1 protein-coding gene is annotated in these 354 nt (G+C 58.8%); it reads left to right on the forward strand.

All coding sequences use genetic code 11. The annotated features are described in order from the left end of the window. Positions 1–295 (forward strand): hypothetical protein (locus AC0L3D_RS37020; RefSeq protein WP_473647578.1); only part of this gene is annotated, 295 nt, incomplete at its 5' end. Between the last annotated feature and the right edge of the window lie 59 nt (positions 296–354).

The following is a 354-nucleotide window of genomic DNA, read 5'->3' on the forward strand; positions in this document are numbered from 1 at the left end:
CATCCTTGTAGGTGAGGCCTTGCACTTCTTCCTGCTTGAGCGTTTTCATGAAGCTTTCCGCCTTCGCGTTATCGTAAAGATTCCCGACACGGCTCATGCTCGCCTGGATACCGTGACGATGCAGAAGTTCGGAGTAGGCCCCGCAGGCGTATTGGGCGGATTCAAGCGGTCGTCGCAACACTCTGAAGTTGGAGGTTGCGATGAGCATTCGAAAGCGGCGATCGGCACGGTCTGGACGAGCGCCATTACCTTCACCAGGACGGCCGCCTTTGGCGGGGTGCGGATTCCGACGTGAAGCCGGCCGCCATTCCGATCAAAGACCGGCCACCGTTCCGATTTGAAGCCGGCCACCAT

Source organism: Mesorhizobium sp. WSM4837 (assembly GCF_055811435.1).